At 55.6% G+C, this 25368-nt stretch carries 24 protein-coding genes; 20 read left to right on the forward strand and 4 right to left on the reverse strand.

Translation table 11 applies throughout. The features are described 5' to 3' along the window. The first annotated feature begins 24 nt into the window (after positions 1 to 24). The 16 genes from thrS to BJP05_RS04590 all read left to right on the forward strand — a co-directional run bounded on the left by thrS (position 25) and on the right by BJP05_RS04590 (position 16951). Positions 25 to 2094: a threonine--tRNA ligase gene (gene thrS / locus BJP05_RS04515; protein WP_070362367.1), complete on the forward strand. Its 2070-nt coding sequence runs from the start codon at positions 25 to 27 to the stop codon at positions 2092 to 2094. A gap of 20 nt (positions 2095 to 2114) precedes the next feature. Continuing rightward, positions 2115 to 2666: an HIT domain-containing protein gene (locus BJP05_RS04520; RefSeq protein WP_070362368.1), complete on the forward strand. Its 552-nt coding sequence runs from the start codon at positions 2115 to 2117 to the stop codon at positions 2664 to 2666. Between the two features lie 4 nt (positions 2667 to 2670). Beyond that, positions 2671 to 3324 carry a phosphatidylinositol phosphate synthase gene (pgsA, locus tag BJP05_RS04525; RefSeq protein WP_070362369.1) on the forward strand — a complete coding sequence of 218 codons (654 nt, stop codon included), beginning with the start codon at positions 2671 to 2673 and terminating at the stop codon, positions 3322 to 3324. A 13-nt stretch (positions 3325 to 3337) separates the two neighbouring features. Beyond that, on the forward strand, positions 3338 to 4228 hold the full coding sequence (locus BJP05_RS04530) for a phosphatidylinositol mannoside acyltransferase (protein ID WP_070362370.1): 891 nt from the start codon (positions 3338 to 3340) through the stop codon (positions 4226 to 4228). A 7-nt stretch (positions 4229 to 4235) separates the two neighbouring features. After that, complete coding sequence (locus BJP05_RS04535) at positions 4236 to 5333, forward strand: glycosyltransferase family 4 protein (RefSeq protein ID WP_070362371.1); 1098 nt, start codon at positions 4236 to 4238, stop codon at positions 5331 to 5333. Continuing rightward, the gene (locus BJP05_RS04540) at positions 5330 to 5782 is read left to right on the forward strand and encodes a hypothetical protein (RefSeq protein WP_070362372.1); all 453 of its coding nucleotides are present in this window, start codon (positions 5330 to 5332) and stop codon (positions 5780 to 5782) included. The genes BJP05_RS04535 and BJP05_RS04540 overlap by 4 nt, the downstream gene beginning before the upstream one ends. Before the next feature lie 103 nt (positions 5783 to 5885). Continuing rightward, entirely contained in the window at positions 5886 to 6638 is a 753-nt protein-coding gene (locus tag BJP05_RS04545; RefSeq protein ID WP_070362373.1) for a YebC/PmpR family DNA-binding transcriptional regulator, read from the forward strand. 106 nt (positions 6639 to 6744) lie between these two features. Further along, positions 6745 to 7275 (forward strand): crossover junction endodeoxyribonuclease RuvC, encoded by a 531-nt coding sequence (gene ruvC, locus BJP05_RS04550; protein WP_070362374.1) that lies wholly within the window; start codon positions 6745 to 6747, stop codon positions 7273 to 7275. Positions 7276 to 7278: 3 nt separating this feature from the next. Then, on the forward strand, positions 7279 to 7890 hold the full coding sequence (gene ruvA, locus BJP05_RS04555) for a Holliday junction branch migration protein RuvA (RefSeq protein WP_070362375.1): 612 nt from the start codon (positions 7279 to 7281) through the stop codon (positions 7888 to 7890). A gap of 9 nt (positions 7891 to 7899) precedes the next feature. Then, positions 7900 to 8979, forward strand: coding sequence for a Holliday junction branch migration DNA helicase RuvB (ruvB, locus tag BJP05_RS04560; protein ID WP_070363504.1), 1080 nt, complete (start codon positions 7900 to 7902; stop codon positions 8977 to 8979). A 24-nt stretch (positions 8980 to 9003) separates the two neighbouring features. After that, complete coding sequence (gene yajC / locus BJP05_RS04565) at positions 9004 to 9312, forward strand: preprotein translocase subunit YajC (protein ID WP_070362376.1); 309 nt, start codon at positions 9004 to 9006, stop codon at positions 9310 to 9312. Between the two features lie 160 nt (positions 9313 to 9472). Next, positions 9473 to 11299 carry a protein translocase subunit SecD gene (secD, locus tag BJP05_RS04570; RefSeq protein ID WP_083290770.1) on the forward strand — a complete coding sequence of 609 codons (1827 nt, stop codon included), beginning with the start codon at positions 9473 to 9475 and terminating at the stop codon, positions 11297 to 11299. Between the two features lie 2 nt (positions 11300 to 11301). Then, complete coding sequence (secF, locus tag BJP05_RS04575) at positions 11302 to 12474, forward strand: protein translocase subunit SecF (RefSeq protein ID WP_070362377.1); 1173 nt, start codon at positions 11302 to 11304, stop codon at positions 12472 to 12474. Beyond that, a complete protein-coding gene (locus BJP05_RS04580) occupies positions 12453 to 14075 on the forward strand; it encodes an ABC transporter substrate-binding protein (protein WP_240492807.1) in 1623 nt (540 codons plus the stop codon). Before secF ends, BJP05_RS04580 begins: the two co-directional genes overlap by 22 nt. Before the next feature lie 28 nt (positions 14076 to 14103). Continuing rightward, on the forward strand, positions 14104 to 14652 hold the full coding sequence (locus tag BJP05_RS04585; protein WP_070363506.1) for an adenine phosphoribosyltransferase: 549 nt from the start codon (positions 14104 to 14106) through the stop codon (positions 14650 to 14652). Between the two features lie 19 nt (positions 14653 to 14671). Next, positions 14672 to 16951 carry a bifunctional (p)ppGpp synthetase/guanosine-3',5'-bis(diphosphate) 3'-pyrophosphohydrolase gene (locus BJP05_RS04590; RefSeq protein ID WP_083290771.1) on the forward strand — a complete coding sequence of 760 codons (2280 nt, stop codon included), beginning with the start codon at positions 14672 to 14674 and terminating at the stop codon, positions 16949 to 16951. Between the two features lie 80 nt (positions 16952 to 17031). On the opposite strand, the gene BJP05_RS04595 is transcribed toward BJP05_RS04590, so the two are convergent. Together BJP05_RS04595 and BJP05_RS04600 are read right to left on the reverse strand one after the other, a co-directional pair. After that, positions 17032 to 17364 carry a hypothetical protein gene (locus BJP05_RS04595; RefSeq protein ID WP_070362379.1) on the reverse strand — a complete coding sequence of 111 codons (333 nt, stop codon included), beginning with the start codon at positions 17362 to 17364 and terminating at the stop codon, positions 17032 to 17034. A 124-nt stretch (positions 17365 to 17488) separates the two neighbouring features. Next, a complete protein-coding gene (locus tag BJP05_RS04600; RefSeq protein WP_070362380.1) occupies positions 17489 to 18421 on the reverse strand; it encodes a peptidylprolyl isomerase in 933 nt (310 codons plus the stop codon). A gap of 120 nt (positions 18422 to 18541) precedes the next feature. Between BJP05_RS04600 and tpx the strand changes: the two genes are divergently transcribed. Genes tpx through hisS form a run of 3 tightly spaced genes read left to right on the forward strand, consistent with a single transcriptional unit; the run spans position 18542 to position 21044 of the window. After that, positions 18542 to 19039, forward strand: a complete 498-nt coding sequence (gene tpx, locus BJP05_RS04605) for a thiol peroxidase (protein ID WP_070362381.1) — start codon at positions 18542 to 18544, stop codon at positions 19037 to 19039. Between the two features lie 33 nt (positions 19040 to 19072). Next, complete coding sequence (locus BJP05_RS04610; protein ID WP_070362382.1) at positions 19073 to 19711, forward strand: MBL fold metallo-hydrolase; 639 nt, start codon at positions 19073 to 19075, stop codon at positions 19709 to 19711. A gap of 43 nt (positions 19712 to 19754) precedes the next feature. Further along, positions 19755 to 21044 (forward strand): histidine--tRNA ligase, encoded by a 1290-nt coding sequence (gene hisS / locus BJP05_RS04615; protein ID WP_070362383.1) that lies wholly within the window; start codon positions 19755 to 19757, stop codon positions 21042 to 21044. Positions 21045 to 21050: 6 nt separating this feature from the next. Here the strand turns inward: hisS and BJP05_RS04620 are convergent, their stop codons facing one another. Then, positions 21051 to 22445 (reverse strand): L-serine ammonia-lyase, encoded by a 1395-nt coding sequence (locus BJP05_RS04620; RefSeq protein ID WP_070362384.1) that lies wholly within the window; start codon positions 22443 to 22445, stop codon positions 21051 to 21053. Between the two features lie 28 nt (positions 22446 to 22473). Then, positions 22474 to 23376, reverse strand: coding sequence for a neutral zinc metallopeptidase (locus BJP05_RS04625; RefSeq protein WP_255366198.1), 903 nt, complete (start codon positions 23374 to 23376; stop codon positions 22474 to 22476). Between the two features lie 114 nt (positions 23377 to 23490). Between BJP05_RS04625 and aspS the strand changes: the two genes are divergently transcribed. Then, positions 23491 to 25266: an aspartate--tRNA ligase gene (aspS, locus tag BJP05_RS04630; RefSeq protein ID WP_070363508.1), complete on the forward strand. Its 1776-nt coding sequence runs from the start codon at positions 23491 to 23493 to the stop codon at positions 25264 to 25266. Positions 25267 to 25368: the final 102 nt, after the last annotated feature.

Below are 25368 nucleotides of genomic sequence, written 5' to 3' on the forward strand. Positions count from 1 at the left end.
TGAAGCGCAAAGGAGCGCACGAACATGACGAATAACGACCAAACCCACCTTGCAGCCCAGGCTTTCACGGTCCCGGCGAACACTCCTGCCGGGGTTGCGATGCGCGAATTGTCGCTGCCGAATAAGGGCCCGGAGGCGGTTGTCTGCGTGCAGTCTGAAGACGGGTCGTTGAAGGACCTGTCATTTACGCCGGATGTAGACACCACAGTAACTCCAGTCACCGCGAACACTGAGCTGGGTCGGTCCGTGATTCGCCACTCGTGTGCTCACGTGTTGGCGCAAGCAGTGCAGATTGAGTTTCCGGGGACGAAGTTAGGAATTGGGCCAGCCATTGAGGGTGGCTTCTACTACGACTTCGACGCGGCTGAACCGTTCACACCAGAAGACTTGAAGCTGCTCGAGCGCCGCATGAAGAAGATCATCAAGCAGGGCCAGAAGTTTGTTCGTGGAGTCTATCCGTCGGCTGAAGCGGCAGCAGAGGACCTAGCTGATGAGCCGTACAAGCTTGAACTCGTGCAGGACAAGGGAAACGTGGACCCTGACTCGGACGAAGCTACTGAAGTCGGTCACGGAGAGCTCACCCACTACGACAATGTGAATCCACGGACGAATGAAGTCGAGTGGCGCGATCTGTGCCGCGGGCCTCACGTGCCAACTACTAAGTACATTCCGGCGTTCGCACTGACACGTTCGTCAGCTGCGTACTGGCGTGGCAACCAGAATAACGCCGGGTTGCAGCGTATTTACGGCACCGCCTGGGAGTCGAAAGAAAAGCTCGATGAGCACATGTTGATGCTTGCAGAAGCAGAGAAGCGTGACCACCGTCGTCTTGGCAATGAGCTCGATCTTTTCTCCTTCCCGGAGGAAGTTGGGTCTGGTTTGCCAGTATTCCACCCGGATGGAGGAATTATCCGGATGGTGATGGAGGAACACTCCCGCCAGCGTCACCTCGAGGCAGGCTATTCATTCGTCAACACCCCACACTTGACGAAGGGTGAGCTTTTCGAAAAATCTGGCCACCTGGACTGGTACGCCGACGGCATGTACCCACCGATGCAGCTCGACGGCGAGACCGACGACGAAGGCAATGTGACCAAACAGGCAGTCGATTACTACGTCAAGCCTATGAACTGCCCTATGCACAACCTCATCTTCGATTCACGTGGACGCTCGTACCGTGAATTGCCGCTGCGACTATTCGAGTTTGGTACCGTGTACCGCTACGAGAAGTCCGGCGTGGTGCATGGCCTGACTCGTGCACGCGGTTTTACTCAGGACGATGCCCATATCTACTGCACCGAGGAACAGCTTGAAGACGAGCTGACGAGTGTGTTGGAGTTCATTATTTCTCTGCTCAGAGACTATGGGCTTGATGATTTCTACCTGGAGTTGTCCACCAAGGATCCCGAGAAGTACATCGGTGATGATGATATCTGGGAGCGTTCAACGAGCATCCTAGAATCAGTTGCTACCAAGTCTGGGCTCGAGCTTGTTCCGGACCCAGCAGGTGCAGCGTTCTACGGTCCAAAGATTTCCGTACAGGCTCGCGACGCCATCGGTCGTACCTGGCAGATGTCCACGGTTCAGCTCGACTTCAACCTGCCTGAGCGTTTCGATCTTGAGTACACATCCTCAGACGGAAGCAAGAAGCGACCAGTCATGATTCACCGTGCACTCTTTGGATCAATTGAGCGATTCTTCGGCGTGCTGCTTGAGCACTACGCCGGTGCATTCCCGGCTTGGCTGGCACCGCACCAGGTTGTAGGTATCCCCGTTGCTGACGATTTCGCTGGACACCTTGACGGCATCATCCAGCAGCTGCGGGCGCGCGGCATCCGAGCTGAGGTCGACCATTCCGATGACAGGATGCAGAAGAAGATTCGGACGCACACCACTCACAAGGTTCCGTTCATGCTGCTCGCTGGCGCGCGTGATGTAGAGGCAAACGCTGTAAGCTTCCGCTTCCTCGACGGCACCCAAATTAATGGAGTCGGCGTCGACGAGGCTGTCGAACTTATCACCAACTGGGTGGACGAAAAGTTCAACGAACAACCAACGAAAGAGCTGGTTGAACAGCGCCAGGCTGACCAGTAGAAGTAGAGAGGCGCTCAGAAATGTATGAGGACATTGGAGTTGGTACTCCAGACAGACTTCAGCGTCTTTGGGCGCCGTACCGTTCGAAGTACATCGCGTCAACGCCACGCGATGAGAAGGGGTCAAGTGATCCTTTCGTGCAGATTCCTTCGATGAGCGATGAAGAGGGGCTCATCGTGGCTCGAGGGGAGACCGTCTACGCGGTGCTGAACCTTTATCCGTATAACGCTGGGCATATTTTGGTCGTGCCGTACCGTAAGGTGGCGGAGATTGAAGCCCTGACTGCGGGGGAATCAGCCGAGCTTATGAGGTTCGTAACGCTCGCAGTGAAAACTCTCAAGGCGGTATCAGACCCCGAAGCGATAAACGTTGGCATGAATTTAGGCAGGGCCTCCGGAGGCTCTATCGGAGATCACCTACACGTGCATGTGGTCCCGAGGTGGGCAGGGGACTCAAATTTTATGACAGTCATCACTGGCACCAAGGTGCTTCCGCAGCTGCTGCGTGAAACGCGCCAACTATTAGCAGAGAGCTGGAAAGAAGTGGCGGCTCAACAGACTGGAGGGGAGTAGGCAGATGCTCAGTGTTCATGGACGAAAGCCTGCTGCTGTTGTCGTAGAACCGGTCGCCACTGCATTGCTTAAAGCTGGTCTAACACCGAATTGGACAACGCTTGGTGGAACAGCGCTCACTGTGTTGGTAGCCGTCGTGCTCATTCCAACTGACCATCTTGTTTTGGCAGCTATTCTGAGTGGCCTTTTCGCGGCTTTTGACATGGTGGATGGCACGATGGCCCGTCTCCGCGGGGGAGGGACTGCTTTCGGAGCTACGCTTGACGCAAGTTGTGACAGGATTACTGACGGAGCGCTCTTCGGTGCCATCGTGTTCTGGCTGGTGTACGTAGATCAAGCTTCTCCGGCGCATGTCGCAGTTTGCCTTGCGGTACTAGTACTCTCCCAGGTGATTAGTTACGTAAAGGCGCGCGCGGAGGCCGGGGGGATCAAGATTGTTGGAGGGCTGGTTGAGCGACCTGAGCGTCTTCTCATCGCGCTTGTCGCGCTGGGGTTGGAAGGCTTCGGCGTGCCGTACGCCATTGAATGCGGGCTTTGGCTGCTGTTTTTCGGCTCGATATATACGGTTGCGCAGCGACTCGTTATTGCAGCGAAGGATCCTGCATCCAAGCGGCAGATTGCCGCGCCAGCAGGAGCTAAAACGTTTGGGTCGCGCTAGGACCGAAGCACGCATGCACACGTTCAAAGATGAGTGCGTATATCGCAGCTACTGGATGGGGTGGAAGCTGCTATCAATGCTGCCCTACAGTATCGCCTACCGTCTGATGATGTTCGTCGCCGACATTTACTCTCGCAATGGGAGGTTACCGGAGCAACTTCGTAAGAATCTCTCGCGTGTGGTTGGACCTGAGAACGTCACGCGTTCGCTTGTGAAGAACTCGATGCGGTCATACATGCGGTATTGGCTCGAGGTCTTTTGCCTGCAGAAAGTAATCTCGAACGAACGGTTTCACAAGCAATTCTCTGCATCGATACAAGGAATTGAGCATCTGGAGTATGCGATTCAACAAGGCAAGGGTGTAGTACTCGCATTACCACACTCGGGGAACTGGGATCTTGCGGGCGCATGGCTTGCTCACCGATACGGGAGCTTTTCGACGGTCGCGGAGCGGGTAGAGCCCGAAGAGCTCTACGATGCGTTTTTGGAATTTCGACGTGGGTTAGGAATCCAGGTGATTCCTTCGCGTGGTGCGTCGAGACCTCCAATGCAGCTCCTCGAGGAAGCTCTGTACAAACAGGGGATTGTCTGCTTGTTGGCAGATCGTGATCTCGGTGGGCACGGGGTGCCGGTAGCATTTTTTGGAGAGCAGACGACAATGCCCGCCGGTCCGGCAGTATTAGCGGAGAAGACTGGTGCGACACTGCTCGCAGTACACAATGCCTTTGAGAGTTCAGGCAGCATGGATGGGTGGGTGACTAGCGTATCGCCGCCGATTGTTGCAGATTCCGTAGAAGGTAAAGTGGAAAAGCTTGCGGGCTGGTTTGAGCGCGGAATCAAAAAGCACCCACAAGACTGGCATGTGCTTCAGCCGTTTTGGACCGCAGACCGGAAGAAAAGGTAGCGAAGGGATGAAAATTGGTATCGTGTGCCCGTATTCTTTCGACGAACCAGGCGGGGTTCAAGCGCACATCCTTGACTTAGCTGCATCACTTTTGCACCAAGGGCATGAAGTGAAAGTGCTCGGGCCTGCGCGCGATGACACGCCTCTTCCCGAGTTTGTAAAGAAAGGCGGGCGTTCGTTACCTATTCCGTATAACGGCTCTGTCGCGCGCCTGGCGTTCGGTCCTAAAGTTTTTACGACTACTCGCGAATTCCTGTGTGATGGCGACTTTGATGTATTGCACATCCATGAGCCCAATTCTCCTAGCTATTCGCTCGCAGCGCTTATGTTGGCTTCGGGACCGATCGTCGCTACATACCACACGTCCACAACTGGGTCTCGCATTTTGCAGCTTGCACTGCCGTTCTTGCGGAAATATTTAGAAAAGATCCGCGGGGGTATCGCAGTAAGCGAGCTTGCTCGGAGGTGGCAGGTTGAACAGATCGGAGCCGATCCGATCGTTATCCCTAATGGAGTGGACACTCGGAAGTTCGTAGCCGCCCGGAAGCTAGCGCCGTTGAGCTCCGTCAGGCCTGTTCGAATCGCATTCTTGGGGCGTATCGACGAGCCAAGAAAGGGGCTAACGCTGCTTCTCGAAGCGTTCGATCACCTTGAAGGACGAGTCGAACTCACGGTGATCGGAAGCGGGGAGCCTCGGCAGATTCCAGGAGTGAACTTCGTCGGTCGCGTAAGCGAGGAGGAAAAGGCGAGATTGCTGGGGGCGTCGGATATATTTGTCGCTCCGAACACTGGGGGCGAATCGTTTGGCATCATTCTCGTGGAAGCGATGGCTGCGGGCTGCGCTGTTGTGGCCAGTGATCTGGAGGCCTTTTCGCTGGTATGTGATGCAGAATCACCCGACCCTGCCGGGATTCTTTTTCCTGTAGGTGATGTTGCCGAGTTGACAAAGGCGTTACAGGCTTTGACTGACGACGCTGCTTTGCGCCTGGAGATGGGCAGAAGAGGGCAACTGCGAGCCGCGCAGTATGACTGGTCGACAGTGACTGCTCAGATTATGGCTGTATACGAAGCAGTAAGTGTTGGTGAGAAGGTGACACTCGCATGACAACTATCGCCCTAGTGGTGTTCGCAGCGGTAATCACGCTGCTGTTTGCCTGGGCATATTTCACTGCGCAACGGCTACACCGCCTCCATATCCGTCTCGACCGTTCACGCGACGCACTTCAAGCTGCGCTCGACCAACGCTGTGCTGTCATTGCCGCACTGTATCCGGAAATGCGCGAGGAGTGCCGTTTCATCGAATCATTGCGTTTGACTCCAGTTGACGTAGAGGAACGACTTCAGTCCGAACAAGAAATGCGGAAACACATCGAGAGACAAGGGACGATGCTTCCCGCTGATATTGACGCTGCAGATACTCGTGTGGCAATTGCACTGCGGTTTTATAACGACGCTGTCAGCGATGTTCGTTCGCTACGGCTACGGCCCGCCGTAAGGCTTCTTCGATTGGGTGGGACCGCAGCCCTGCCAGCCTTCGCTTCGCTTTCCCTTTAGCGGCTGAACCTTGCTCGCGGTTCTGCAGCTCAACCTGTTCGGGCGTATAGTAGGTTGACGTTCAATTACCAATAGTCAACCGTTTTAAGCGAAGGGATACCGGATGTCTGGCCACTCAAAGTGGGCTACTACTAAACATAAGAAGGCCGCGAACGACGCAAAGCGTTCCAAGCTCTGGGCGAAACTGATCAAAGATATCGAGGTTGCAGCTCGCACTGGTGGCGGCGATCCAGCAGGAAACCCGACGCTTGATGACATGATCAAGAAGGCGAAGAAGGCGTCGGTCCCGAACGACAACATCGAACGTGCGCGTAAGCGTGGATCGGGCGAGGAAGCCGGCGGCTCTGACTGGGAGTCGGTGATGTACGAGGGGTACGGCCCGAACGGTGTCGCTCTGTTGATCGAGTGCCTGACGGATAACCGTAATCGAGCAGCGACTGAGGTTCGTACGGCAATGACCAGGAACGGTGGCAATCTTGGTGAAACCGGCTCTGTGGGCTACATGTTCAATCGCGTCGGTGTCGTCACGGTGGCGAAAGGGGAGCTCACCGAGGACGATGTGTTGATGGCGGTACTTGACGCTGGTGCAGAAGAGGTTAACGATCTTGGCGAAGAGTTTGAAGTTACCTGTCAGCCGACCGACCTTGCCGCAGTCCGCGAGGCGTTAGTGGAGGCCGGTATCGAGGTTGAGGGCTCTGAGCAGGACTTCCGTGCTGACGTGGAAGTTGAACTGGATGCATCTGCTGCTGAAAAGAATCTGAAGCTGATTGATGCCCTCGAAGACTCTGATGATGTACAGAATGTGTACTCGAACATGTCTATTCCTGACGAGATCGCAGCCGAGCTCGACTTGTAAGGCGTAGTCTGTTTTTCAACCACCATTCGTTGCGGCGAGTGGTGGTTCTTTTTCAGACTATGGTAGAACATGTGTGCCAGTACAATATTCGGCGGAAGGAAGCGCGGTGAACCTCCAAGGTCTGAGGGTAATGGGCATAGATCCTGGTTTGACCCGATGCGGCCTTTCGGTAGTTCAAGCGGGGAGAGGACGTCAGGTCATACCGATTGCCGTCGGTGTAGCGCGCACTCCTTCCGATGTGGAACTATCGGAGCGTTTATTGCGGATCTCGAAGTCGGTAAGCGACTGGATGGATGAGTATAAGCCCGACGTGGTTGCGATGGAGCGAATTTTCGAACGCAGTAACGTATCTACCGTGATGCATACTGCCCACGCCGTCGGGGTAATGGTCCTCGCCGCTGCAGAGCGCGATATACCAGTGCACATGTATACGCCCTCAGAGGTAAAAAAGTCGGTTTCTGGTAATGGGCGCGCTGATAAGAAACAGATGACTACGATGATTACACGTATTCTTGGTCTGAGCGAGCCACCAAAGCCAGCAGATGCTGCAGACGCGTTGGCCATCGCTGTTTGCCATTGCTGGCGAGCCCCGTTGCTTGCCCGAGCTTCCGCTATTGAAAAACTGAGAAAGAACTAGTTCATGATTGATTCCCTCCACGGTGACGTCCTTTCGATTGGCCTCGATCATGCTGTTATCGGCTGCGGGGGCGTTGGCTATCGCTTCTTGGCGACGCCACCAACGCTCAGTCGCCTAACTCGTGGTGAGCATGCGGATGTAGTCACCAGTCTGGTGGTCCGCGATGACGGTATGACCTTGTATGGGTTCGCGGATGAGGACTCGCGGACTATGTTTCACAAGCTTCAAACCGTGAGTGGGCTAGGGCCAAAGCTGGCGATGGCAGCACTGGCAGTCTTTGGGCCTGGGGAACTGGCCGAATTGATTTCCAGTGGTGACGCGAAGAAGATTCAAACGATTCCTGGCGTCGGTAAGAAGATGGCAGAACGAATCGTGTTGGAGCTGAAAGATAAGGTTGTCGGCTTGTTTGAAACGGGCAGCGAAGCGAGCCACGGTGCAACGGCTCCGGCTGCTTCAGGCTCAGGTATCAGTGAGCAGATTGTAGAAGCACTGGTTGGGCTTGGATTCACCGAGCGTAGTGCGCGGACTGTCGTCGAACCTCTCGTTGCGGAACAACCGGATACTGATCCATCGAATCTGTTGCGCGAAGCGCTGAAGACGCTATCGAAAAAGTAGGTGGGGTTCATGTCAGACGTTGAAAAAACCGTATTCCAGTTGCCGGATGATCTTTCACGTCCCGATGGGGCTCCCGTCAGTGTCAATGCGCATAGTGATGAACACGATATTGAGAGGTCTCTTCGTCCGAAGTCGCTTGATGAGTTCATCGGACAGCCGAAAGTGCGTGAGCAGCTCAGTCTTGTACTTGCGGGTGCTAGTCAACGCAGCGTCACACCGGACCACATCTTGCTTTCCGGTCCGCCAGGGCTAGGAAAGACAACGATGGCGATGATCATCGCGCAGGAACTCGGAACTTCCTTGCGGATGACCTCTGGGCCTGCGCTTGAACGTGCTGGTGACCTCGCTGCGATGCTTTCGAATCTTATGGAAGGCGATGTCCTCTTTATCGATGAGATTCACCGTATTGCGCGGCCTGCGGAGGAAATGCTGTATATGGCAATGGAGGACTTCCGTATTGACGTCATTGTTGGAAAGGGGCCCGGGGCGACGTCAATTCCACTTGAGATTCCACCGTTCACCCTGGTCGGTGCAACGACTCGCGCTGGTATGCTCACTGGTCCGTTGCGGGATCGTTTCGGTTTTACGGCACAGATGGAGTTTTACGAGGTTACTGACTTGAGGCACGTGGTCGAACGTGCTGCGGAGATCTTGCAAGTTGAGATCGACAAGGACGCAGCAGTCGAAATCGCTTCACGTTCACGGGGAACTCCGCGTATTGCGAATAGATTGCTGCGACGTGTTCGTGATTGGGCAGATGTGCATGGCAGCGGACGAATCGATATTCAGGCGGCGCGTGCTGCGCTGGAGGTGTTTGACGTTGACGACCTCGGGCTTGATCGGCTCGACAGAGCGGTCCTGAATTCGCTCATTCGTGGCCACGGTGGGGGACCTGTTGGCGTCAATACACTGGCAATTGCTGTAGGGGAGGAACCGTCTACAGTCGAAGAAGTATGCGAGCCTTACCTGGTGCGAGCAGGATTGATGGCACGAACTGGTCGTGGCCGCGTTGCTACGGCGGCTGCCTGGCAGCACCTTGGAATTGATCCGCCACCGGATGCTCCAGGACAGGCGCTCGTTTCAACATAATTGGGAGTATGTCAATATAGAGCTATGGAAATCATCCTTATTTTGCTCGTCCTATTGGTGTTCATGCTTCCGTCAATCTTGATGATGCGAAGCCAGAAGAAGCGTCAGCAACAGGTACAGGAGATGCAGTCCTCTATTCAGCCCGGTGACCATGTTGTGACGGTTTCTGGCCTTCATGGAGACGTTGTTGACGCAGATAACGCTACGCTTCGAATTGAAATTGCCCCTGGTGTTGTCGTCAAGATGGAGACCGCCGGAATTATGAAGCGAGAGGCAGTCGAGTCCGCGGTTCAGGAACCTACAGTAGACGATTCGGAACAACGTCCGGAATAGTCCATCTCAGCGTTACGGCAAATGCTGTCTAGCTGTCTTTACCGATATGACAGTTGATGACGTACGATAAATCGATGTGCACCACACCCCGCTTTACCCAAAGTTTCGGGCAAAGCGGGGTGTGGCAGTGAAATAACGTAGAAATAGAGGAGTTAGCTCGGTGTCCAAGAACACTCAGCGTTCCGGCGAGTTGAGATCAAAGCGGAAGTGGCCTGCGCGCGCGCTGGCGCTTTTTGCGCTCATCGTCATTGGCGTGTACTCATTAGTATTTTTCACGGGCGATAAGTCCGCAACCCCGAAGCTTGGTATCGACCTGCAGGGCGGTACTCGCGTGACCCTCGTTCCGCAGGGAGACGAGCCAACTCGCGAACAGCTCGACGAAGCGCGAAACATTCTTGAGAAGCGTGTGAACGGCATGGGTGTTTCCGGCGCGACTGTCGTCGTTGACGGCAATACCCTAGTGATCACTGCCGCGGGCGACGACACATCGGAAGTACGTAATATTGGGCAGACTTCGCAGCTGCTGTTCCGTCCGGTAATGCAACCGCCTGCACCTTCCGCAGATTCGATTGGTGAGGTCTTCGCAAAAACCGCGAACGATTGGATCCGGTATGGGGTTTTGACCGCGGATCAAGCCAAGGCGATTGGCGATCAGGTGAAGAAGCAGGTTGCCGAACAGGGACAAACCGTTGAGATTCCTGCTATTGATGCGAAACCGTTGCCTGAGCCGAATGGTCCTGTGGAGTCCTCGGAGCGCAGGGCTGACCAAGCTGAGATGCTCAAGGCTACTCGTCAGTCTGAAGACCCTACCCAGCAATTCGTTGCTATGTCGATGCTGAGCGCGTTGTGTGCCGTGCAACCTACTGATCCATTGGCCGGGACCGATGACGAAGCAGCACCACTTGTAGCCTGTGACCCTTCATCTGGCCAGGTACTGCTCCTCGGCGAGGTGCCATTGCTCGCAGGTGTTACTGATACGGACGGCCCGCGTCTCACCGGTGAACAGATCGACACTGGTCGCTCGATCACTGGTGGATTCAACCCGCAGTCGAGCCAGATGGAGATCAACTTCGCTTTCAGCCAGGCAGGCGAGTTTAATGGCTCGTCTACCTGGGCGCAGCTGACGAGTGAGATGATCGGGCAGCAGATCGCGATCACACTGGACTCACAAATTATCTCCGCACCTGTCATTCAGGGCGCAACCCCAGTCGGTTCCGCAACCTCTATTACAGGCAACTTCACTCAGGAGGAAGCTGAGAGTCTCGCAAACAACCTGCGTTACGGTGCGCTGCCGCTTTCTTTCGCGGGTGAGAATGGCGAACCTGGTGGAACTGCGATGACAGTGCCGCCGTCACTTGGTCTGGCATCCTTGCAGGCTGGCTTCTATGCAGGCATTGTCGGTCTGATTTTGGTCGCAATTTTCGTGTTCTTCTACTACCGGCTCTATGGTCTTATTTCCCTGGCTACGCTTTTCTTTGCGGGTCTTCTCGTTTACGGCTCGCTAGTTCTGCTGGGGCGCTGGATCGGCTACTCGCTGGACCTCTCCGGCGTCGCCGGTTTGATCATTGGTATTGGTACTACTGCGGACTCCTTCGTCGTCATCTACGAACGCATCAAGGACGAAGTTCGTAAGGGCAAGACTTTCCGCTCTGCATCTGCCTCCGGCTGGGATCGAGCGAAAGATACAATTATTACCGGTAACATGGTGACCCTGATCGGCGCGGTCATTATTTACTTCCTTGCGGTTGGCGATGTGAAGGGCTTCGCATTCACGATGGGCCTTACGACCGTATTTGACCTGCTAGTGACGTTCTTGGTCACTGCTCCGCTCATGGTGTTCGCTTCCCGGTCCCGATTCTGGTCGAAGCCAGCTGTCAACGGTATGACCAAAGTGTTTGCTGCGGCGCAGCATGACAAGGACGTGAGCGAGGAAGCTCATCAAGGCGTGGCTGCAGAAGCCGCGTCGGAAAGTATTGAGGTGAAGTAGCAATGTCGTCATCGCAAATTGAAACCGTTGCTTCCGTCGTACCAACTGTCGAGGAGCCCGGCCGTTGGGAGCGTCTGTACACCGGCGATGCGGCGATCGATTTCGTCGGTCGCCGTAAGCTCTGGTACGGGATCACCATGGCACTGGTAGTTATCTCGCTGCTTGCGATGCTGGTCCGTGGATTCAACCTTGGTATCGACTTCGAAGGCGGTACCAAACTCTCGATGCCGTCCGACGATCTCGTTGCCGAAGAAGTCGAGGAGACATTTATCGACGCGACTGGCGTCACTCCTGAACTGACTCAGATTATTGGTGCCGGTGATGCCCGGACACTTGAGATTAATGCTGAGCATCTGAGCCAGGAACAAATCGACCAAGCGCGGCAGGCGATCTTTGAGAAGCATCACACCAAGAATGCTGAAGGGGAAGTGTCTGCCGACGCAATTGGTGATTCGACTGTTTCCGAATCGTGGGGTGACACCATCACGAAGCGGATGTTGATGGCGATGCTGGTCTTCCTCGTCGCTGCAGCCGTGTACGTGGCTGTCCGCCTGCAACGAGAGATGGCCATCGCGGCGATGGGTGCATTGATCATTGACGGCATACTGATCGTAGGGTTCTATGCCCTCTTCGGGCTGGAAATTACCCCAGCCATGATTATCGGTCTGCTTACCGTTTTGACCTTCTCCATTTATGACACCGTGATCGTCTTCGACAAGGTGAAGGAGAACACTAGTGGTGTATTGGACTCGCGTCGTTCTACCTATGCTGAAGAAGCGAACCTGGCAGTGAATCAAACGGTCATGCGCTCGATTTCTACTTCCGTCATTTCTGCACTCCCAATCGTCGCGCTGATGATTGTGGCAGTTTGGATGCTCGGTGTGGGTACACTCCGGGATCTCGCCTTGATCCAGCTGATCGGCGTCATCGAAGGTATCTTCTCCTCGCTATTCCTCGCGACTCCGCTGCTGGTAACGCTTATGGAGCGCAAGCGCGCTTACAAGGAACACAACGTTGAAGTAGAGAAATACCGCGCCGGTGAGATCGTCGACCACGACGATGAAGCCACTGTAAAGCCAAAGCGCACCGTTGATACACCGGTTCGTAGTGCTGTGGAAGGCAGCGATGGAGACGAATCGCCGGCAATGAGCACTTGGCGGCCGTCGACACGCTAGGTAAACCAAGTATGAGTAGCGTATTTTCACGCGCCGTTGCTGCTTTTTCTGTAGTGTTGCTCGCAACGGCGTGTTCCGACGGTGGCGCAGCGTCGAACTCTAATAGCGAAGAGTTTGGCTATCAGGTACAAGCACCACTGGTCACAGTGAACGCGGGTAGCGCTGAGGGGCACTCGACGCTGGCGCAAGAACTATCTGGTCGTTTGTACCCCGGAGTTTACGTTCCGGGCCCCAACGGACAAATGATCCCCAATACCGACTTGGTAGAGACGCAAGTGCTGCCCGGCGACAGGCGTCAAGTGATTTACACCATCTCCGATGCGGCAGTGTTCTCCGACAATACCCCAGTAACGTGTAATGACTACCTGTTGACGTTCACAGCTGGGAAGCTACCAGAGCTCTTCGATTCTTGGATGCCTCTTTTCGACGACGCTGATACATTGGCATGTCAACCCGGATCAAAAACTTTCACTCTCACAATGAAGGAGAACCGTGGCGCCCGTTGGCGCGATCTTTTTGAACCCGGAACAGTTTTGCCGTCACACGCAGTTGCAGCGCGTGTCGGAATGTCGGCGGAAGAGCTCGTCGATGCGCTTACTGCACGTGACCCAATGAGCCTTCGAAGCATCGCAGATATTTGGCGTTACGGTTTTGATCTGAAGCAGTACGATCCTGAACTTCAAGTATCGTTCGGACCGTACAAGATTGAGAGTGTTGGCAAAGAAGGCGAAGTAGTCCTCGTCGCTAATGATTCCTATTACGGTGATGCTCCAGCGCTGCAGAAGATCGTGGTCTGGCCAGGGAATGCAGATTCCGGTGAACTAGTTGCCTCCGGCGGATTGAAAATCGGCAACCTCGAAGAACCCGCACCAGACTGGTACGACGTAAACGCAGAGAGAGAACCAGTTGATGTGACGAGCGTTGTGGGGGAACTCACTGACGCGTTGGTCATGGCCAAGTCAGGCCCCTGGGCAGAACCAGAACGGCGCAGAGCGCTTGCTCACTGTGTGAATCCGTCTGAAGTCGCACAAACTTCCTCGAAGATGTCGGGCCTAGAGGTTGCAGCTGCTCCAGTACAAGTAGTTGCGCACAGTGACCCGCTGGCGTCGAAAATTGAAAGTGTCGGTGAGACGGCAACTGAGTATGACGTCGAAAAGGCACGTGCTGCAAGTGGCAGTGTTTTGCGGATCTCGACGCCGATGCGGTCGGCACGGATCTCCGCAATGATTCAGACGATCCGAGCACAGTGCGAACCGGCGGGTATTGAAGTTCTCGACCAGTCGGAGAATCTGGCGACGTTGGCCGAGTTGCCGGGCTATGCCATGGACGAACAAGGCCAGATCGTAGAGAAAGAGGGCACCGTCGATGCGCTTTTGATGCCAATCGATTCTCAAGTTGAGTACCCAGCTGCGAACAATCGGGTGCAGGAACTCGACGCATTGCGGAGTCAAGAGAATTGGCTTTGGCGGGAGATTCCGATTCTGCCACTTTCAGCACAGCCTCGCTCGTTCGCGATTGATCAGCGAGTTGAAAACGTTGTTATGTACACAGGCTTGTCGGGAATTGGCTGGAATATGGATCGATGGTCCGTTGATGAGTAAAGAAATGAAGCTATCCAAGGAGAAACCCATGGGCGATTCGAAGGACACGTTTGAAAGCGCAAAGGAAGCGCTTCGAGAAAGGATCCGTAAAGTACCAGATTTTCCCGAAAAGGGCGTGTTGTTTGAAGACCTCACACCGGTGCTTGCAGATGCACATGCCTTGCGGGTTGTTATCAAAGAAATGGCGCGTGTATCTGAGAATCTTGGAGCAGACCTTGTTGGCGGCCTGGATGCCCGTGGTTTTCTCCTGGGCTCAGCTGTTGCATACGAGATGGGCGTAGGCATCCTCGCCATCCGTAAGAAGGGGAAGCTCCCTCCGCCGGTGATTACACAGGAATACAAAACCGAGTACAGCACTGCAGCTTTGGAAATCCCGGCGTCGGGAATTGACCTCGACGGTAAGAAGGTTGTTCTCGTTGACGATGTACTTGCTACAGGCGGAACTCTTTCCGCAGCAACCGATTTAATCCAACGCGCAGGTGGTAGCGTTGTTGGATACGTAGTAATGCTCGAGGTACAAGGACTGGACGGTAGAAGCCGCTTAGGAGATGTTCCCGTGGTAGTGCTCGACCAATAGGAGAGTTTGGAGGCGGACTGTGACTCAAGAGAAAGCACCGAAGAGGAATACACCCTCGATGCGAAGTGTGTCCGCAATACTTGCTCGTTCGCTCACTGGCGGTGTGCGGGTCCGTAGCAATCCGGTCCTGGACCCGCTGTTATCGATTCATCGACGGCACCATCCGAAGTGCGACGTCGCATTATTGAATCGTGCCTATGAGACGGCTGAGCAGCTTCACGATGGCGTGTTCCGGAAATCAGGCGACCCATATATTACGCACCCGCTTGCCGTAGCCACGATCTGTGGTGAAATTGGTATGGACACCACAACGTTGGTGGCAGCACTGTTGCATGACACCGTTGAGGACACTGACTACACCCTGGATGAACTTACTGCCGACTTCGGGCCTGAGGTGGCACGAATCGTCGATGGCGTAACGAAGTTAGACAAGGTTGCGCTTGGGGCGTCGGCAGAGGCAGAAACGATCCGGAAAATGATCGTTGCCATGGCGGAGGATCCCCGGGTACTTGTGATTAAGGTTGCGGATAGGCTCCACAACATGCGCACGATGCGCTTTCTTCCTCCTGAGAAGCAAGCGAAGAAGGCGCGCGAAACCCTTGATGTGATTGCACCGCTTGCACACCGCCTCGGGATGGCGACAGTGAAATGGGAGCTTGAAGATCTCGCGTTCGCGATCCTCTACCCGAAGAAATACGAAGAGATCGTGAGGTTAGTTGCTGACCGAGCGCCCTCGCGGGACAGAGCTCTTGCAGAGATTATTCGTGAGTTGCAAACCGAACTGAAGAAAAACGGTATCGACGCAGAGGTGATGGGGAGGCCGAAGCACTATTGGTCCATCTACCAAAAAATGGTTGTTCGAGGCCACGAGTTCGACGAAATCTTCGACCTCGTTGGCGTTCGCGTGCTCGTCGATAATCTCCACGACTGTTACGCAGCGGTCGGCGTCGTCCATGCTATGTATTCTGCAATGCCGGGCCGATTTAAGGACTATATTTCGAATCCGCGATTCGGTGTGTATCAGTCGCTGCACACGACGGTGATGACGAACAGCGGGCGAGCTCTCGAAGTACAGGTACGTACGCACGAGATGCACTACAACGCCGAGTTCGGTGTTGCAGCTCACTGGCGGTACAAAGAGACGAAAGGATCGCATAAGGGAGATCAGGCTGAAGTAGATCAGATGGCGTGGATGCGCCAACTGCTTGACTGGCAAAAGGAAGCTTCAGACCCAAATGAGTTTCTTGATTCACTGCGCTACGACCTGACAAGCAAGCAGATTTTCGTCTTCACGCCACACGGCGATGTTATCAATCTTCCTGCCGGTTCGACTCCTGTGGACTTTGCCTACGCGGTGCACACTGAGGTAGGCCACCGATGCGTGGGGGCAAAAGTTAACGGCAAACTGGTTGCTCTGGAGTCACAGCTGCAAAATGGTGACCGCGTCGAGATTTTTACCTCGAAGGACCCAAATGCCGGGCCTTCTCGTGACTGGCAAGACTTTATTGTTTCACCGCGTGCGAAAACAAAGGTGCGTCAGTGGTTCGCGAAAGAACGGCGCGAGGAACACCTCGAAGTCGGACGCGATGCGCTGGCAGCGGAAGTACAGCGGAGCGGACTTCCACTTCACCGGCTATTTACGCCTGAGTCAATGCGTGATATTGCACGCAGACTGCGTTACTCCGATGTAGATGCCCTGTACACGGCTATCGGCGCTGGGAATGTTTCGTCCCGGCATGTTGCAAAAATGCTGGTCGACCAGTTTGGTGACGTCGAAGACGCCGCAGATCTTCTGGCGGATCGGACGCCCCATTCAAAGATCATCCGACCAGAACCCTCGGGCGATGGCCCTGTAGTCTTGGTGCAGGGCAGCCCGGATGTAATGGCCAAATTTGCCAACTGCTGCCAGCCGGTTCCTGGCGACGATATCTTCGGGTTCGTAACCCGCGGTGGAGGGGTTTCGGTGCACCGCACAGATTGCACCAACGCGAACAAGCTCAGGCAAGAGCCAGAGCGGTTGATCGAGGTTTCGTGGTCCGGCGCTGGCGGCTCTGCGGGTACCTCTATCGTGACCGTTCAGGTGGAAGCTCTTGACCGGCACGGCCTCCTCGCGGAACTCACGGGGGTAATGTCTGAACAAAAATTGGCGATTCTATCGCTTTCCTCACAAGCGAAGGAAGACCGTATTGCCACGATTCGATTCAGCTTCCAGGTTTCGGATACGAAGCAGCTCGCTTCTGTGATGAATCTGATCCGGAATGTTGAAGGGGTATTCGACGTCTACCGCGTCGGTGTATAGAAAAGTGGGGTAACCCGATCACGGGTTACCCCACTTGGGTGCGCTAGTGGGAGATGCCAGTGTGGCACCTAGCCAGCGGTCTACTTGCGCAGGTACTTGTCCAGGAATGCGAACAGGGTACCGAGCGCACCGATGACGGCGGTGAACACTGCGATCCAGTTACGGATTTCAGATGGGGACATGTCCTTGACGGAGGAGCCCTCGTCGCTCGACTGATCCTTAGGAGCCTGCTTCGTGGTGGACTTCTTGGAGGTGGTGTTCTTCACCGTCGGGGCCTTCTCAGTCTTGGTGTTCGAAGCTGGCTTGGCCGTGGTGGTTGGGGTGGTGCTTTCTGCAGCCTCAGCAGCAGCAACGCCAGAAGTTGCGACAGCTACAGCAGTGGCTGCTGCAAGAATACTTTTACGGAAGGTCATGAATTTTCCAATCTGACGGGATTGACAAATGTACGAGTGCAAACTCTAGTTGGCTATCAGACGTTTTGCAAGACTTTGAATAGACTGAAAACTGCTCCTGTGCAGCTGAGAGGCAACTGTGTAGTTACTTTACGGTTGCCGATTTGATGCGTACCTCTTCGGCTGGTGCGCCGTCTTGGCCGCCGCCTTCGACGCCCTTTTCAGCAATCTTGTCAAGTGTGTTCAAACCTTCTTCAGAGATTTGACCGAAGTAGGTGTACAGCGGAGGCAGCACTGAATCACCGTAGTTCAGGAAGAACTGGGACCCATTGGTATCCAAACCGGCGTTCGCCATAGCGATGGTGCCGCGCGCGTACTTCTGAGGGTTCTGCTGGAGCTCCATCTGCTTCATTTGCTCTGCTTCCTCGGGGGACACTCCGTCAGGAGCAGGCGCGTCCTTGAGCGCCTTGAGCGCTTCGTCAGTCGGGAACTCATTTGCGAACTGGAAGCCAGGACCACCGCTGCCTACGCCGGTCGGGTCACCGCACTGCAGTACTTTAAGGCTGTCGCCATCGGTGAGACGGTGACAGACGGTATCGTTGAAGTAGCCAGCAGAGGCGAGGTGTTCGATCGCATTCACAGTGCACGGCGAGACAGAGCGGTCGAGCTCCATACCAATCGGCCCTGCACTGGTGTCGAGCTCGACGTTGACGGTCCCTGTCGTAGAGACGTTGTCGGTCTTCGGCAGGTCTGCTTTCTTGTCACCCTGTGCTGTATCGGGGGTGTATTCACACGAGACTGAGGCGGGGAGTGCTTCGGCACGCTTCGTCGCGATTGCCTCGTAGTTGTTGGCGTCGAACTCGCTTGGGGCGGTGGTTTCTTCAGCCGAGCTTTGTGCTTCGCTGGTGCTGTCGCCGTCCTGGTTCGCCAGGAAGTAGATGCCGCCGCCTAGCGCCACGATTACAACTGCGGAAAGCGCCGCGATCGACCAGGGCTTTGAGTTCTGCTTTCGATCGCGTGAATTCAATTCACGCTCCAGATGTTTAAGGGCTTCTTGACCGCGCTCTTTATTGCTCACCGTAGTACCTCTATTCTAACTAGTTGATTGGGAAATATTAGCAGGTGTAACTGTACCCGTCGTATTTTGCTGTGTTTTGTGCGACTGCTTGCTACCGATAGTTCATGTAGGGTCGTGGGCATGGCAAAGGTATTTTTTCAAGGTAATGAATCGCAAACATCTGGATCTCTTCCGAAGGTAGGCGACGCCCTTCCTGACGCCGTGCTAGTCGCAGGCGATCTTTCGGAAAAGAAGTTGACCGATTACGAGGGGAAGCGCCTGGTACTGAACGTTTTCCCATCGCTAGACACTGACGTGTGCGCAAAGTCTGTGCGAGCGTTTAATGAGCTCGCGGGATCTGCAGAAAACACTGCAGTGCTTTGTATCTCGAAGGACTTGCCGTTTGCTCAGCAGCGTTTCTGCGCGGCAGAGGGCATCGAGAATGTAGAGGCCCTCTCTGCATTCCGCTCTGATTTCGGCACGGTGTTCGGCCTCACGCTTGACGGAACGCCACTCAAGGGATTGCTTGCACGCGCGGTCATCGTGACTGACGCCGATCATCGCGTGGTGCACGTCGAGCTGGTCGAGGAGATCACCAACGAGCCCAACTACTCGGCTGCCGAGGCTGCCCTTTCCTAGTCGGAGAGATTTAGGTAGACAGCGAGGTAGGCATTGCGAATCTTAGGTTTTACGTCGGGACCGTTTCAGACGAACTGCTACGTCATTATCGATGATTCTGCGAAGCTAGCCTGCCTCGTCGATGCCGGCATGGGAACACACCAGGTCGTTTCTGCGTTTCTCAAGGAAGAGGGGCTGCAACTTGTAGCCATCTTTCTTACCCACGGCCATATTGACCATACGAGAGATGTTGCGCGGTACCAGGTTCCCGTATTTATTCACGCAGCTGACGCGTTCATGCTTGATCATGGACGCGGTCTTCCTGCCTCAACACTCGAGCTTTTCGACGCCGCTTCGATGGAGGCCGTATCGGACCTCCGCACGTTTGACGCAGATGGGCCACTTGAAATCGGCAGTTTTAGGGTTGATGTAACTCATACTCCAGGCCATTCTCCCGGCAGTGTCCTCTATCAGATGGGCGACGTCATGTTTTCAGGTGACGTGCTGTTCGCGGGGTCCGTCGGCCGGACTGACCTGCCACACTCCGATCCAGAGGCAATGAAAACCTCTTTGTGTGGACCGGTTTGGGCGATTCCTGACGAGACAACGTTGTTGCCTGGACACGGACCCGGTACAACCATGGCGCACGAACGGACCACGAACCCGTTTCTCCTTGAGGCTCGTAATCAGTAGCCATGGCTGCGGTAGCGACTGAGAACAGCTAGACTCAGTCCCCGTGAGTGATACGAAGAAACCCCAAAAAGAAAAGTTCAAGGCACTGAGCGCTCCAAAGGGAGTGCAGGAGTACGTGCCCCCGGCGTCGTCGAAGTTCCTTTATGTCCGCGATGAGTTCGTGCGACAGGCGCATGTTGCGGGTTTCCAACACATCGAGCTTCCGGTTTTCGAAGACACAACTCTTTTCGCCCGTGGTGTCGGTGAATCTACCGATGTTGTGTCGAAGGAAATGTACACGTTTGCCGACCGTGGCGGGCGTTCTGTGACCTTGCGTCCAGAGGGGACTGCAGGCGTAATGCGTGCAGTGATCCAACACAACCTTGACAGGGGTTATCTGCCGGTGAAACTGAACTACGCCGGTCCGTTTTTCAGATACGAGCGTCCGCAAGCTGGCAGGTACCGCCAGTTGCAGCAAGTTGGTGTCGAGGCAATTGGCGTCGACGACCCCTTGCTTGATGCGGAGATTATCGCACTTGCAGATCGTTGCTACCGGAGCGTTGGGTTGAAAGGCTTTCGCCTCGAGCTGACAAGCCTTGGCGATCACACCTGCAGGCCCGCATACCGGGAAAAGCTCCAAGCTTTCCTCAAGAAGCTCCCGTTAGACGAGGAGACGCAGCACCGCGTGGAAATCAATCCGCTTCGTGTTCTGGACGACAAGCGTCCGGAGGTACAGGAGCTTCTAGCCGATGCGCCGTTGATGCTGGACCACCTCTCAGATGCGTCTCGCGAGCACTTCGAGACTGTTACCGGGACGCTGAAGGATATGGGGGTTCCGTTTGTGATTAACCCGCGGATGGTGCGAGGCCTTGACTACTACACAAAGACTACTTTCGAGTTTGTGCACGATGGTCTTGGGGCTCAGTCGGGAATTGGCGGAGGTGGACGTTACGATGGCTTGATGGCGCAGATCGGTGGCCAAGATCTGTCAGGCATCGGATTCGGGCTTGGCGTTGATAGGACAGTGCTCGCGTTGGAGGCTGAGGAGGTGGCGCTCCCGAATCTGGATCGTCGCGTTGAGGTGTTCGGCGTAGCAATCGGTGAGGAGGCTCGCCGCAAGATGAGCTCGCTTATCGACGAGCTCCGTGCCGCAGGAATTTCAGCTGACATGGCGTACGGTGGTCGCGGTTTGAAAGGCGCAATGAAAGGCGCTGACCGGGCGGGTGCGCGCTTTGCTCTCGTGCTCGGGGACCAGGAGCTGGCGAACGGGGAAGTGGCGGTCAAGAATCTGGAGAGCCACGAACAAGTTGCCGTTCCGCTTCAGGCTACGGCCATTATTCAGGCAGTGAGCTAGCCTGATTTAGCACTCAGTGATGTTGACCGGGAGGCCAAGCTGTACAGCGAGGCCTCCCATTGACGTCTCTTTGTACTTGCTCATCATGTCGTGGCCTGTCGCTGCCATCGTTTCTACTACATCATCGAGCGTGACTTTATTGGTTCCATCACCAAGCTTGGCTAGGCGGGCCGCGTTGATTGATTTCACCGCTCCGATGGCATTTCGTTCTATGCAAGGAATCTGCACAAGGCCAGCCACTGGATCACATGTGAGTCCGAGGTTGTGCTCGAGGCCAATCTCGGCAGCGTTCTCTATCTGCTGCGGAGTGCCGCCCAGAATTGCGCACATACCGGCTGCGGCCATGGACGATGCGGACCCTACCTCGCCCTGACACCCAACTTCGGCACCGGAAATGGAGGCGTTCGTCTTAATGATGGCGCCGATCGCTCCAGCGGTCAGCAGGAACTGATGCGCAGCATCCCGGTCGAAGTCGTCGGTAAAATCCCGGCAGTAGTGCATGACGGCCGGGATAATCCCCGCCGCACCATTCGTCGGGGCGGTCACGATGCGCCCGTGCGCGGCGTTTTCCTCATTGACAGCGAGAGCGTACAAGTTGACCCATTCCATCGCGTCAAGGCCGCGAGATGCGGAGGCCTCGTATTCGGCCGTCAATAAGCGATGTAGCCGAGGAGCGCGGCGACGAACTGATAGTCCACCTGGAAGCTCACCTTCCGTTTTTAGGCCGTGGGCGACGCACTCTTGCATGGTGTCCCAGACCGCGTCGAGGTGAGCATCCAGGACGTCCTTGCCGTGTATCGCTTCTTCGTTCGCACGCATGAGTTCTGCGATAGATAGCTGATGAGTTTCGCACTGGCGCATTAGGGACGCACCATCGGAAAATGGGTAGGGGACGTTAACCGCATCGCGTACGGTGGCGACGCCCGCCTGGTCGCGGTTTGCTTCCATCTGCGTGCGGTCGAGGATAAAACCACCGCCAACGGAGTAGTACTCTTTACGGGAAGCGATGCGCACGCCCTCGGCGTTCCACGCATCGAAAATCAGGCAGTTTGGGTGCTTAGCGACGGGCACCGGGTTCATCGCGACTTCATAGTCGAGTTCACGCTCTGGACCTTGGATGTGCCCTCGTTCTGGAATGAGCTCACCAGGAAGCGGCCGGGTGTCCGCAGAAGTAGTAAGTGGGGTATAACCGACAAGTCCCAGTAGCACAGCTCGGTCGGTTCCGTGGCCCACACCCGTTGCCGCCAAGGAGCCTCGCAGCTCAACCTTGACTGCGGCGGGCGCTTCACTCAAATCCTCGATAAATGCAAGCGCGGCACGCATAGGGCCCACCGTATGAGAGGACGATGGGCCGATTCCGATGCTGAACAAATCAACGACGCTGACTGCATTGTGTGACATGCGCGCGATGTTACATCACCAGAAAGATTTAGCTGTTGTAGACGCCACGGTTGAGAGTGTCGCAGGCGGACATTTTGCCGGTCCTGTACCCGGACATAAACGCAGTCTTTCGCTGCTCAGAAGAACCATGTGTCCAGGTATCAGGGTTGACGTCGCCGCCCGAGCGGCGTTGGATGTTGTCGTCCCCGATAGCTTGTGCGGTCTCAATTGCAGCGAGGACGTCGTCTTCAGTTAGCGGCTCAAGCAATGCGTTGTCACCCTTGTCCGCGTAATGCGCCCAGATACCCGCGTAGCAGTCGGCCTGCATTTCGATAGCTACGGCAGCAGAATGCTCACCAGGATCGTTATAGTTGCTGAGACCGAGGGTGCCCTCAATCTGCTGCACGTGGTGTCCAAACTCGTGAGCCGTCACATACATTTGCGTGAACGGGGCGTCGTTCCCGCCGAGTGCATTGAGCTGCTCAAAAAACGTGGTGTCAAAGTACGCTGTTTGGTCGGCGGGGCAATAGAAAGGACCGGTAGCTGAGGAAGCGTACCCGCAGCCAGTCTGCGTCGCGTCCCGGAACAAGGTGAGGCCTGGTTCGGTGTAGTCAAGGCCAGCTTGCTCTGGCAAAAGCGTTTTCCAAACACCGTTGACGGATACGCCGGCTGCCTCGACCCGGCAGTCGTCGTATTTGTTTGCAGCGTTGTCCTCGTTGCAATGCTCCAAGGAGTAGCTCGAATCCGGCTCTGTGCCGGATGGAGATTGCTCGATGAGATCAGCCGGATTTCCGCCCAGTGCAATAAAGAGGACTATGAGTACAAGTCCACCAATACCACCGCCTGCGGCGATTGGGACGCCACGCCGCCCACCTGAACCAGTCTTCGCGTAGCCACTTCCGCGCTGATAGTTGCTGTTAAACGTCATGGGACAAGCATGCCATAGACACAGGCGTTTATGGGGAATTGGTACGGTCTTCGGACCCGTCCCTTCGCATGCGAGACAAAGGGAGTACACTTTCAACAGTTAATGTTGTATCTCACGTGGAAGGACGTGGAACAGACTGTGCTGCGCACTCATCTCGCGGGCGAGCTCCGCAAAGACCTTGAAGGACAAACCGTCACGCTTGCAGGTTGGGTAGGCCGTAGGCGCGACCACGGTGGCGTTATTTTTATCGACTTGCGTGACCGCTCTGGCTACGCGCAGGTGGTTTTTAGGGATTCGGAAGTCGCTGAAGCTGCGCACGATTTGCGTAGCGAGTACTGCATTCAGGTAACTGGTGTTGTTGAACCACGCCCAGAGGGCTCGGCTAACCCGAACCTGGCGTCGGGTGAGATCGAGGTCAACGTTTCTGAGCTGAAGGTGCTCAACAAGGCTGCTGCGCTGCCGTTCCAGATTGAGGACGCCTCTTCGAACGAGGTAGGCGAAGAGACTCGCTTGAAGTACCGCTACCTTGACCTTCGTCGCGAGCGACAGGCCGCAGCACTTCGCCTCCGCGCAGCGGCGAATCGCGCAGCACGTAAGGTGTTGGATGCGAATGATTTCACGGAAATTGAAACGCCAACGTTGACCCGTTCTACCCCTGAAGGTGCGCGTGATTTCCTGGTGCCGGCCCGTTTGCGCCCTGGTACCTGGTACGCATTGCCGCAGTCGCCACAGCTGTTCAAACAGCTTTTGATGGTCAGCGGCATGGAACGCTACTACCAGATTGCGCGCTGCTACCGCGACGAAGACTTCCGTGCGGACCGTCAGCCGGAGTTCACACAGCTCGATATCGAGGCCAGCTTTATCGACCAGGACGACATCATCGCTCTCGCGGAGCAGATCGTTGTTGAGTTGTGGAAGCTGATCGGCTACGAGGTCTCTACTCCGATCCCGCGCATGACATACAAAGACGCGATGGAGAAGTACGGCTCGGACAAGCCTGACCTTCGTTTCGATATTCAGCTGGTGGACTGCACTGAGTTTTTCAAGGACACGACCTTCCGCGTCTTCCAGAATGACTACGTCGGTGCCGTTGTCATGGATGGTGGCGCTTCGCAGCCCCGCCGTCAGCTTGATGCCTGGCAGGATTGGGCAAAGCAGCGTGGCGCGAAGGGCCTGGCGTACATCTTGGTGCAGGAGGACGGCGAGCTCGGTGGTCCTGTTGCGAAGAACATCACCGAGGAAGAGAAGGCCGGCATTGCAGCACACGTTGGTGCGAAGCCTGGTGACTGCATCTTCTTCGCAGCAGGTGACGCGAAGAGTGCACGTGCACTGCTCGGCGCAGCGCGAGGGGAAATCGCTCGCAAGCTTGGCCTGATTAAGGAAGGCGATTGGGCGTTTACTTGGGTGGTTGATGCTCCTATGTTCGAGCCGTCCGCTGACGCGACAGCCTCCGGAGACGTTGCGCTTGGCCACTCGAAGTGGACCGCTGTGCACCACGCGTTTACCTCGCCGAAGCCAGAATTTAAGGCAGCCTTCGAGAAGAACCCAGGCGAAGCTCTGGCATACGCATACGACATTGTCTGTAACGGCAACGAAATCGGTGGCGGATCCATCCGTATTCACGAGCGAGACGTCCAGCAGCGTGTCTTCGAAGTCATGGGCATCACCGAGGAAGAAGCCAAGGAGAAGTTTGGCTTCCTGCTTGAGGCATTTGCCTACGGTGCGCCACCGCACGGCGGCATCGCATTCGGCTGGGACCGCATTGTGTCCTTGCTCGGCGGGTTTGACTCCATTCGTGACGTCATTGCCTTCCCGAAGTCCGGCGGCGGCGTAGACCCACTGACGGATGCGCCTGCGCCTATTCCAGACGAGCAGCGTAAAGAGACTGGCGTTGATTTTAAGCCGAAGAAGTAGCGTCGACATTGCGCACGGATGAGCCGGCGCAATGAAACAAACGCGTGCCGGAGCGTCGGCAACCGTGTAGGTTGTTGGGGCTCCGGCTTTTCTCACAGGTGG

The sequence above is a fragment of the Corynebacterium sp. NML98-0116 genome (genome assembly GCF_001767255.1).
GTDB classification, from domain to species: Bacteria; Actinomycetota; Actinomycetes; order Mycobacteriales; family Mycobacteriaceae; genus Corynebacterium; species Corynebacterium pseudogenitalium.